The sequence below is a fragment of the Ideonella sp. B508-1 genome (assembly GCF_000333615.1).
Taxonomy (GTDB): Bacteria; Pseudomonadota; Gammaproteobacteria; order Burkholderiales; family Burkholderiaceae_C; genus Ideonella.
Window position 1 is genome coordinate 1 of sequence record NZ_BADL01000618.1, and the last position, 9,357, is coordinate 9,357.

The 9,357-nt window shown below is 67.8% G+C and carries 9 protein-coding genes and 2 pseudogenes; 10 read left to right on the forward strand and 1 reads right to left on the reverse strand.

Annotation, left to right across the window (positions count from 1 at the left end; all coding sequences use genetic code 11):
* From I73_RS30435 to I73_RS34340, 9 genes and pseudogenes are all read left to right on the forward strand, one after another.
* Positions 1 to 589 (forward strand): annotated as a pseudogene (locus tag I73_RS30435) (DNA mismatch repair protein MutS); the annotation flags it as partial.
* Positions 586 to 1,410 (forward strand): proteasome-type protease, encoded by an 825-nt coding sequence (locus tag I73_RS24470; protein WP_022983031.1) that lies wholly within the window; start codon positions 586 to 588, stop codon positions 1,408 to 1,410. The pseudogene I73_RS30435 and the gene I73_RS24470, both read left to right, overlap by 4 nt.
* Positions 1,411 to 1,415: 5 nt before the next feature.
* Entirely contained in the window at positions 1,416 to 2,216 is an 801-nt protein-coding gene (locus I73_RS24475) for an alpha/beta fold hydrolase (protein WP_022983032.1), read from the forward strand.
* Positions 2,217 to 2,351: 135 nt separating this feature from the next.
* The gene (locus tag I73_RS24480; RefSeq protein ID WP_022983033.1) at positions 2,352 to 4,010 is read left to right on the forward strand and encodes a CTP synthase; all 1,659 of its coding nucleotides are present in this window, start codon (positions 2,352 to 2,354) and stop codon (positions 4,008 to 4,010) included.
* A gap of 11 nt (positions 4,011 to 4,021) precedes the next feature.
* Positions 4,022 to 4,879, forward strand: a complete 858-nt coding sequence (kdsA, locus tag I73_RS24485) for a 3-deoxy-8-phosphooctulonate synthase (RefSeq protein ID WP_022983034.1) — start codon at positions 4,022 to 4,024, stop codon at positions 4,877 to 4,879.
* Positions 4,880 to 4,933: 54 nt separating this feature from the next.
* Positions 4,934 to 6,217: a phosphopyruvate hydratase gene (eno, locus tag I73_RS24490; protein ID WP_022983035.1), complete on the forward strand. Its 1,284-nt coding sequence runs from the start codon at positions 4,934 to 4,936 to the stop codon at positions 6,215 to 6,217.
* A 49-nt stretch (positions 6,218 to 6,266) separates the two neighbouring features.
* Positions 6,267 to 6,548, forward strand: coding sequence for a cell division protein FtsB (ftsB, locus tag I73_RS24495; RefSeq protein ID WP_022983036.1), 282 nt, complete (start codon positions 6,267 to 6,269; stop codon positions 6,546 to 6,548).
* Between the two features lie 54 nt (positions 6,549 to 6,602).
* Positions 6,603 to 7,238 carry a nicotinamide riboside transporter PnuC gene (gene pnuC / locus I73_RS24500; protein ID WP_022983037.1) on the forward strand — a complete coding sequence of 212 codons (636 nt, stop codon included), beginning with the start codon at positions 6,603 to 6,605 and terminating at the stop codon, positions 7,236 to 7,238.
* Positions 7,231 to 7,674: pseudogene (locus tag I73_RS34340) on the forward strand (AAA family ATPase); the annotation flags it as partial. The gene pnuC and the pseudogene I73_RS34340, both read left to right, overlap by 8 nt.
* 260 nt (positions 7,675 to 7,934) lie before the next feature.
* Here I73_RS34340 and I73_RS24510 read toward each other — a convergent pair.
* Positions 7,935 to 8,891: an Hsp33 family molecular chaperone HslO gene (locus I73_RS24510; RefSeq protein WP_022983039.1), complete on the reverse strand. Its 957-nt coding sequence runs from the start codon at positions 8,889 to 8,891 to the stop codon at positions 7,935 to 7,937.
* A 34-nt stretch (positions 8,892 to 8,925) separates the two neighbouring features.
* Between I73_RS24510 and I73_RS24515 the strand changes: the two genes are divergently transcribed.
* A partial coding sequence (locus I73_RS24515; protein ID WP_022983040.1) for a ferritin-like domain-containing protein occupies positions 8,926 to 9,357 on the forward strand: 432 nt, incomplete at its 3' end.

Sequence of the window (9,357 nt, forward strand, 5' to 3'; positions counted from 1 at the left end):
CGACCTGGCCAACGCCCAGTCGACCTTCATGATGGAAATGAACGAGGCCGCCGCCATCCTGCACAGCGCCACCGAGCACTCGCTGGTGCTGATGGACGAGATCGGCCGCGGCACCTCCACCTTCGACGGTTTGGCCCTGGCTTCGGCCATCGCCACCCAGCTGCACGACCGCTGCAAGGCCTTCACCCTTTTCGCCACCCACTACTTCGAGCTGACCGAGTTCCCGCGCCGCCACGAGCGGGCGGTGAACCTGCACGTGAGCGCCGCCGAAAGCGGCGACGACATCGTGTTCCTGCATGCCATCGAGCCCGGCCCGGCCAGCCGCAGCTACGGAGTGCAGGTGGCCCGCCTGGCCGGCATGCCGCCGGCGCTGATCCGCCAGGCCCGCGCCACGCTGGAAGCGCTGGAGAGCCAAGCGCAGGCGCGCGAGGCACAGGTGGACCTGTTCGCCCCGCCGCCCACCCCCACGGCCCCGGTGCCCTCTGAACTGGAGGAGGCCCTGGGCGCGATCGACCCCGACGCGCTGACCCCCCGCGAGGCCCTGGACGCGCTCTACCATCTCAAGAAACTGCAGAAAGCCACCCCATGACCTACTGCGTCGGCATCCGGCTCAACGCCGGGCTCGTCTTCCTCTCCGACTCCCGCACCAACGCGGGTGTGGACGCCATCAGCACCTTCCGCAAGATGATCGTCTACGAGAAGCCGGGCGACCGCTTCATGGTGCTGATGTCGGCCGGCAATCTGAGCATCTCGCAGTCGGTGCGGGAAATCCTGCAGGTCGAGAAGCTGCCCAATGGCGACGAGGAGCCGATCACCATCTGGAACGCCAAGAGCATGTTCGACGCCACCCGGGTGCTGGGCGCGGCCGTGCGCCGCGTCTACGAACAGGACGGCCCCTCGCTGAAGGCCGCCGGCATCGACTTCAACTGCAGCATGATCTTCGGCGGACAGATCGGCGGCGAGGCCATGCGCCTGTTCCTGGTCTATTCAGCCGGCAACTTCATCGAGGCCACCCGCGAGACCTGCTTCTTCCAGATCGGCGAGAGCAAGTACGGCAAGCCCATCCTGGACCGGGTGCTCACCCCGCACACACCGCTGGACGAGGCCGCCAAATGCGCTCTGGTGTCCATGGATTCGACGCTCAAGTCGAATCTCTCGGTGGGCCTGCCGCTGGACCTGCTGGTCTACGAGGCTGGCCAGCTCAAGAGTGACCGCATCGCGGTGCTGGACGAGCACAATCCCTACTTCCAGATGATCCACACCACCTGGGGCCAGCGCCTGCGCGAGGTGTTCGAGAGCATCGACGACCCGCAATGGGACGGTGCCGAAGCCGACCATCCGCTGCTGGCCTCCAGCGAACGGTTCGAGCCGATGCGCAAGATCGCCAGCCCCGACGAGAAGATCATCTGAACCCCATGAACGGCACGCTGGTTTTCTCGCACGGCAACAGCTTCCCGGCCGGCACCTACCGGCAACTTCTGGACATCTGGGCCGAGGCCGGCCTGACGGTGCGGGCGGTGCCGATGTTCGGCCACGATCCGGCCTACCCGGTGGCCAGCAACTGGCGAGCCTTGCGTGACCAACTGATCCACTTCATCGAAGACCAGCCGGCCGGCGCACCGGTCTGGCTGGTGGGCCATTCCATGGGCGGCCTGCTCAGCCTGATGGCGGCCTGCCGGCGCCCGGATCTGGCCCGCGGCCTGGTGCTGCTGGATTCACCGATCATCACCGGTTGGCGCGCCCACAGCGTGGCGGTCTTCAAGCGCAGCGGCTTGATCCGAAAGGTTTCGCCCGGCAAGGTGTCTCAGCAGCGGCGCCACCACTGGCCGGATCTGGCCAGCGTGAAGCAGCACTTCGCCAGCAAGCCGGTGTTCGCGCGCTGGGACCCGGGGGTGCTGGACGACTATGTGGCCGCGGGCTTCGTCGAGGCCCCGCAAGGCGGTGTGCAGCTGCGCTTCAGCCGCGAGGTGGAAACGCGCATCTACAACACCCTGCCCGACCACCTGGGTGCCCTGCTGCGCCGCCACCCGCCCCGCTGCCCGGTGGGCTTCATCGCCGGCACCCAGTCGGCCGAGATGCGCCAGGGCGGCACGGCCGCCGCGCGCGCCCTGGCCCAGCACCGCTTCATCCGCTTCGAGGGCACGCACCTCTACCCGATGGAGCGCCCCCAGGACACGGCGCAGCAGGTGCTGGCCCTGCTCGCCGACATGGCGTGAAGTCCGGCATTCCGGCCCGAACGGGCGGGCCGATATAATGCCGATTTACCACCACAGCGCACGTGCATGTCTGCCTGGGCGGGTTCCGTTGGAGGAGCTGGCGTCTGGCAGGGGTGTGAGTGTGCGCTGCACGACATGACCAAGTTCGTCTTCGTCACCGGCGGTGTGGTGTCCTCCTTGGGCAAGGGCATCGCGTCGGCCTCTCTCGCAGCGGTCCTGGAATCGCGCGGCCTCAAGGTCACCCTCATCAAGCTGGACCCGTACCTCAACGTGGACCCGGGCACGATGTCCCCGTTCCAGCACGGGGAGGTCTTCGTCACCGACGACGGCGCCGAAACCGACCTGGACCTGGGCCACTATGAACGCTTCATCACCACGCGGATGAAGAAGGCCAACAACTTCACCAGCGGCCAGGTCTACAAGTCGGTGCTGGAGAAGGAGCGCCGCGGCGACTACCTGGGCAAGACGGTGCAGGTCATCCCGCACGTCACCAACGAGATCCAGGAATACGTCAAGCGCGGTGCCGGCTTCGGTACGCCCGAAGCCGTGGATGTGGCCATCGTCGAGATCGGCGGCACCGTGGGCGACATCGAGTCCCTGCCCTTCCTGGAAGCCGTGCGTCAGCTCAGCCTGAAGCTGGGCCCGACCAACACCGCCTTCGTGCACCTGACCTACGTGCCTTACATCAAGGCCGCGGGTGAGCTCAAGACCAAGCCGACCCAGCACACGGTGCAGAAGCTGCGCGAGATCGGCATCCAGCCCGACGTGCTGCTGTGCCGCGCCGACCGCGAGGTGCCGGCCGACGAGCGCGAGAAGATCTCGCTGTTCACCAACGTGCCGCTGCACGGCGTGATCTCCATGTGGGACGTGGACACCATCTACAAGGTGCCGCGCGTGCTGCACGAGCAGGGCCTGGACGAGCAGATCTGCATGAAGCTGCAGCTGCTGACCAAGCCGGCCGACCTGAAGATCTGGGACGACCTGGTCTACGAAGTGGAACATCCGCGCGGCGAGGTCACCATCGCCATGTGCGGCAAATACACCGACCTGTCGGACTCCTACAAGTCGCTCAACGAGGCCCTGCGCCACGCCGGACTGAAGAACCACGTGCGGGTCAAGATCGAGTACGTCGACTCCGAGACCCTGTCGCCCGAGAACGCCACCGAGGCCCTGGGCGCCTATGACGCGGTGCTGGTGCCTGGCGGCTTCGGCAAGCGCGGCGTGGAAGGCAAGATCTGCGCGGCCCAGTTCGCCCGCGAGACCCAGGTGCCCTATCTGGGCATCTGCCTGGGCATGCAGGTGGCCACCATCGAATACGCCCGCCACAAGGCAGGCCTGGCCGGCGCCAACTCCACCGAGTTCGAGCCCGAGGCACCGCACAAGGTCATCGCGCTGATCGACGAGTGGCAGGATGCCGACGGCACCATCCAGAAGCGCGACGCCAGCTCGGACCTGGGCGGCACGATGCGCCTGGGCGCCCAGAGTTCCGACGTCAAGCCGGGCACCCTGGCCTTCGACATCTACGGCCCGGTCGTGACCGAGCGCCACCGCCACCGCTACGAGGCCAACGAGCACTACCTGGACGCGCTGCAAAAGGCCGGCCTGGTGATCTCGGCCATCACCCAGCGCGAAAAGCTCACCGAGATCGTCGAGCTGCCGCGCCAGGTGCACCCCTGGTTCGTCGGCGTGCAGTTCCACCCCGAGTTCAAGTCCACCCCCTGGGACGGACACCCGCTGTTCAACAGCTACATCAAGGCCGCACTGGACCACCAGGCCGCGCGCGCCAAGGCCTGAAGGAAACCGGCATGCAACTCTGCGGATTCGAGGTCGGTCTCGACAAGCCCTTCTTCCTGATCGCCGGTCCCTGCGTGATCGAAAGCGAGCAATTGCAGATGGACGTGGCCGGCCGCCTGAAGGAAATCACCTCGGCGCTGGGCATCCCCTTCATCTTCAAGAGCAGCTACGACAAGGCCAACCGATCCTCCGGCAGTTCGCCCCGCGGCCCGGGCATGGAGAAGGGCCTGGAGATCCTGGCCAAGGTCCGAAAGGAGCTGGGCGTGCCGGTCCTGACCGACGTGCACAGCGAGGCCGAGGTGCCGGCCGTCGCCGCCGTGGTGGATGTGCTGCAGACGCCGGCCTTCCTGTGCCGGCAGACCGACTTCATCCGCGCCGTCGCCCAGTGCGGCAAGCCGGTGAACATCAAGAAGGGCCAGTTCCTCGCCCCGCACGACATGAAGAACGTGATCCAGAAGGCACGGGACGCGGCCCGCGAGGCCGGCCTGACCGAGGACCGTTTCATGGCCTGCGAGCGCGGCGCCAGCTTCGGCTACAACAACCTCGTCTCCGACATGCGCAGCCTGGCGATCATGCGCGAGACGCAAGCCCCGGTGGTGTTCGACGTGACCCACTCGGTGCAACTGCCCGGCGGCCAGGGCACCAGCTCGGGCGGCCAGCGCGAGTTCGTGCCGGTGCTGGCCCGTGCTGGCGTGGCCGTCGGTGTGGCCGGGCTGTTCATGGAGACGCACCCGGACCCGGCCCATGCGATGTCGGACGGCCCCAACGCCGTGCCGCTGCACCACATGAAGGCCCTGCTGGAGCAGCTGGTGGCCCTGGACCGCGTGGTCAAGGCCCAGCCTCTGCTCGAGAACGATTTCAGCTGCTGAGGCGCTTGCGCGCACGGACAGCCCAGACCCCGTTTCAACATCAATGGAGAGAACATGAGCGCCATCGTTGACATCGTCGGCCGCGAAGTGCTGGACAGCCGCGGCAACCCCACCGTCGAGTGCGACGTGCTGCTGGAAAGCGGCACCATGGGCCGCGCCGCCGTGCCCTCGGGTGCCTCCACCGGCTCGCGTGAAGCCATCGAGCTGCGCGATGGCGACAAGAGCCGCTACCTGGGCAAGGGCGTGCTCAAGGCCGTCAACAACATCAACACCGAGATCAGCGAAGCCGTGCTGGGCCTGGACGCCTCCGAGCAGGCCTTCCTGGACAAGACCCTGATCGACCTGGACGGCACCGAGAACAAGAGCCGCCTGGGCGCCAACGCGATGCTGGCCGTCTCGATGGCCGTGGCCCGCGCCGCCGCGGAAGAATCCGGCCTGCCCCTGTACCGCTACTTCGGCGGCATGGGCGCGGTGCAGCTGCCCGTGCCGATGATGAACGTCATCAACGGCGGCGCCCACGCCAACAACAGCCTGGACCTGCAAGAGTTCATGATCATCCCGGTGGGGGCCCCGACCTTCCGCGAAGCCCTGCGCTACGGCGCCGAGGTCTTCCACGCGCTGAAGAAGCTGGTCGATGCCAAGGGCATGAGCACCACCGTCGGTGACGAGGGCGGCTTCGCCCCCAGCCTGCCCAGCCACGAAGCGGCCATCCAGCTGATCCTGGAAGCCATCGACAAGGCCGGCTACACCGCCGGCAGCCAGATCGCCATCGGCCTGGACTGCGCCGCCAGCGAGTTCTACAAGGACGGCAAGTACCACCTGGACGGTGAAGGCCTGCAGCTGACCGCCGCCGAGTGGACCGACATCCTGGCCACCTGGTGCGACAAGTACCCGATCATCTCGATCGAAGACGGCATGCACGAAGGCGACTGGGAAGGCTGGAAGCACCTGACCGAGCGCCTGGGCAAGAAGGTCCAGCTGGTGGGCGACGACCTGTTCGTCACCAACACCAAGATCCTGAAGGAAGGCATCGACAAGGGCATCGCCAACTCGATCCTCATCAAGATCAACCAGATCGGCACGCTGAGCGAGACCTTCGCCGCCATCGAGATGGCCAAGCGCGCCAACTACACCGCCGTGGTGTCGCACCGCTCCGGCGAGACCGAGGACAGCACCATCGCCGACATCGCCGTCGGCCTGAACGCCGGCCAGATCAAGACCGGCTCGCTGTCGCGTTCGGACCGCATGGCCAAGTACAACCAGCTGCTGCGCATCGAGGAAGACCTGGGCGACGTGGCGGTGTACCCGGGCCGCAGCGCCTTCTACAACCTGCGCTGACGGCCGTCTGCCGCGGCCGACCGCGTCGGCTGCGGCATACTCCCGCCCCATGCGTGCCCTGCCCATCGTCCTGACCGCCTTGCTGCTGGTCGTGCAGGCCGAACTCTGGTTCGGCCGGGGCGGCGTCTCGCATGTGATGGAGTTGCAGCGCGAGGTGGCCGCACAACGCGCCGCCAACGACCAGGCCCGCACGCGCAACGATCGCCTGCAGGCCGAAGTGACCGACCTGCGCGAAGGGTTGGAAATGGTCGAGGAAAAGGCCCGCATGGAACTGGGCATGATCCGTCCCGACGAGATGCTGGTGGTCGTCACCCCCAACATCGCTCGCTGACCCTACCCCCCGCTTCGCCACCGACCGACACACGCCGGTCTGCCGCTTTCCGCGATGGATGCACTGCACAATGTGGCCAGCCTCTGGCTGCAGCCCGCCTTTTCACTCTGGGGCAGCCCCATCACCTGGACCGAACTGCTGGCCTGTGGGCTGTCCTTGTGGATGGTCGGCTGCAACATGCGCGTGCATCCGCTGGGCTGGCCCCTGGCCATCGTGAGCTCCCTGCTCTACGCCGCCCTCTTCCTGCACTACCGGCTGTATGGCGAAGCCAGCCTGCAGCTGGTCTTCGTGGCGCTGGCGGCCTGGGGCTGGTGGGAGTGGCTGAACGGCCGCGGCGAGGATGGCCAGAGGCTGACCGTGCACCGCCTGGGCGCCCGCGCCCGGCTGAAGGCCACCCTGCTCACCGTCGCAGCCTGGCCCCTGCTGGGGCTGCTGCTGCACCGCATGACCGACAGCGACGTGCCCTTCCTCGATGCCCTGCCCACCGTGGGCAGCGTGGCCGGGCAGATCCTGCTGGGCCGCAAGCTGATCGAGAACTGGCCGGTGTGGGTGGCGGTGAACCTGGTGAGCGTCGGTCTCTTCGCCTACAAGGGTCTGTGGCTCACCGTGCTGCTCTACGCCCTGTTTGCGGCGCTGGCCGTCTGGGGCTGGCAGCGCTGGCAGGCCCTGGAGGGACAGGTGCATGGCTGAGACCGGCCGCATCGTCGCCATCGTCGGGGCCGAGAGCACCGGCAAGAGCACACTGGCCCGCGCCCTGGCCGAGGTGCTGCCGGCACTGACCGGCTGGCGCTGCACCTGGGTGCCGGAGGTGCTGCGTGAATGGTGTGATGCTGCCGGCCGCACGCCGCGTGAAGACGAGCAGGCCGAGATCGCCGCCGAGCAGGCCCGACGCGTCGAGGCCGCGGCCCGCACGCATGCCCTGGTGCTGGCCGACACGACGCCGCTGATGACCGCCGTCTACCACCACCAGGTCTTCGGCAGCAGCGCGCTGGATGCACAGGCCCTGGCCTGGCAGCAGCGGCATTGCGACATCACGCTGCTCACTGCACTGGATCTGCCCTGGCAGGCCGATGGGCTGCAACGGGACGGCCCCCATGTGCGCCAGCCGGTGGACGCGCGTTTGCGCCAGCTGCTGGTGGGGCAGCGCCTGCCCTTCACGGTGGTGGGGGGCCAGGGGGCGCGGCGGACCGATGCCGCCCTGGACGCCCTGGGCGCGCTGTGGCGGGCCCAAGCCGCCTCGCACGGAATGCGCTCGCAGGCTTGTTCAGCCGACTGGACGAGCGCGAGGCCCGTCAGCCGGCCTGGCAATGGACCTGCAGCGACTGCGACCAGCCAGACTGCGAGCACCTGGCCTTCCAGCGCCGCTGAAAGGCATTCGGCGAGCGCTCAGTGCACCGCCGCCGAGCCGGGCGGCTGGTTCTGCCCGGGGGTGAACAGCTCGCCCACGTCGACGGCATCAAAGCGGTACTGCCGCCCGCAGAAGTCGCAGCCGACCTCCACCTGTCCCTGTTCGGCCAGGATGTCCTGCACCTCGTCCTCGCCCAGGCTGGTCAGCATGCCCTTGACCCGCTCGGTGGAGCAGGTGCACGAGAAGCGCGGCGCCAGCGGCTCGAAGCGTTGCAGCGGCTCTTCCCAGAAGAGACGGCGCAGCACCGTGTCGGCATCCAGGGTCAGCAGTTCGTCCCGCGTCAGCGTGCTGGCCAGGTGGGCGATGCGGTTGAAGGCCTCGGACAGGCCGATGTCGTCCTCGTTGCGACGCCCGCCCAGATTGCCCTCGCCTTCCACCGGCAGGCGCTGGATCAGCAGGCCGGCCGCGATCTCGTCGTTGGCGGCCAGCACCAGACGGGTGTCGAGCTGTTCGGACTGCAGCATGTAGTGCTCCAGCACCTGAGAGAGCTGCTGCAGCGGCTCGCGCTGATCGCCATGCAGCGGCACCACGCCCTGGTAAGGCTGCTGGCCGGGCAGGCGATCCTGGGGGTCCAGGGTGATCGCACAGCGACCCTGGCCATGGACGTTGAGCATGGCCTCCAGCCGGGCATCCGCCGGCACCTCGCCCACCACCTTGGCCGTCACGCGAAAGCCCAGGTCCGAGCGCGACTCGGCCACCGCCAGCTTGACGGGACCGTCACCGAAGACCTGCAGGATCAGGGCCCCGTTGAACTTGATGTTGGCCTGCATCAGCGACGATGCCGCGGCCATCTCCCCCAGCAGCGCGCGCACAGGGGCGGGGAATTCGCCGGCCTCCTCTCGCCGCGCCAGCACCTCGCGCCAGCTGTCGGTCAATCGGACCAGCATGCCGCGCACCGGCAAGCCCTCGAACAGGAATTTGTGGAGTTCGCTCATGAAGCAGGATCAGGGGTGACCGATAATTTTACGGATGGAACTGAGGACGCAGGCGCTCAAGGTCTTGTGCGAGACCGACCCCACGCGCAAGGCCGAGCAGGCCCGGGCGCTCTACTTTGCGCCGCCGACGCTGGACACCGAACTCAATCTGTCAGCCCCACTCGGCCTGCCGGGGCGGCCGGAACGCCCTCTTCTGGTGCCTGCGGACCAGGTGCCTGCCCGCTCGCCCTTCACGCCGCAAGGCCGCGCCGCGCTGCTCCACGCCATCTGTCACATCGAATTCAACGCGATCAACCTGGCCCTGGACGCGCTCTGGCGCTTCCCCGGCATGCCCGAAGCGTTCTACCGCGACTGGCTGCAGGTGGCCGGCGAGGAGGCCCTGCACTTCACCCTGTTGCGCGAGCATCTGCGGAGCCTCGGCCACGAGTACGGCGATTTCGACGCCCATGACGGCCTGTGCAGATGC

Bases quoted from the DNA above. Each gene is read 5' to 3' on its own strand.
- I73_RS24470 (WP_022983031.1), top strand. From the start codon at position 586: ATGACCTACTGCGTCGGCATCCGGCTCAACGCCGGGCTCGTCTTCCTC.
- I73_RS24475 (WP_022983032.1), top strand. From the start codon at position 1,416: ATGAACGGCACGCTGGTTTTCTCGCACGGCAACAGCTTCCCGGCCGGC.
- I73_RS24480 (WP_022983033.1), top strand. From the start codon at position 2,352: ATGACCAAGTTCGTCTTCGTCACCGGCGGTGTGGTGTCCTCCTTGGGC.
- kdsA (WP_022983034.1), top strand. From the start codon at position 4,022: ATGCAACTCTGCGGATTCGAGGTCGGTCTCGACAAGCCCTTCTTCCTG.
- eno (WP_022983035.1), top strand. From the start codon at position 4,934: ATGAGCGCCATCGTTGACATCGTCGGCCGCGAAGTGCTGGACAGCCGC.
- ftsB (WP_022983036.1), top strand. From the start codon at position 6,267: ATGCGTGCCCTGCCCATCGTCCTGACCGCCTTGCTGCTGGTCGTGCAG.
- pnuC (WP_022983037.1), top strand. From the start codon at position 6,603: ATGGATGCACTGCACAATGTGGCCAGCCTCTGGCTGCAGCCCGCCTTT.
- I73_RS24510 (WP_022983039.1), bottom strand. From the start codon at position 8,891: ATGAGCGAACTCCACAAATTCCTGTTCGAGGGCTTGCCGGTGCGCGGC.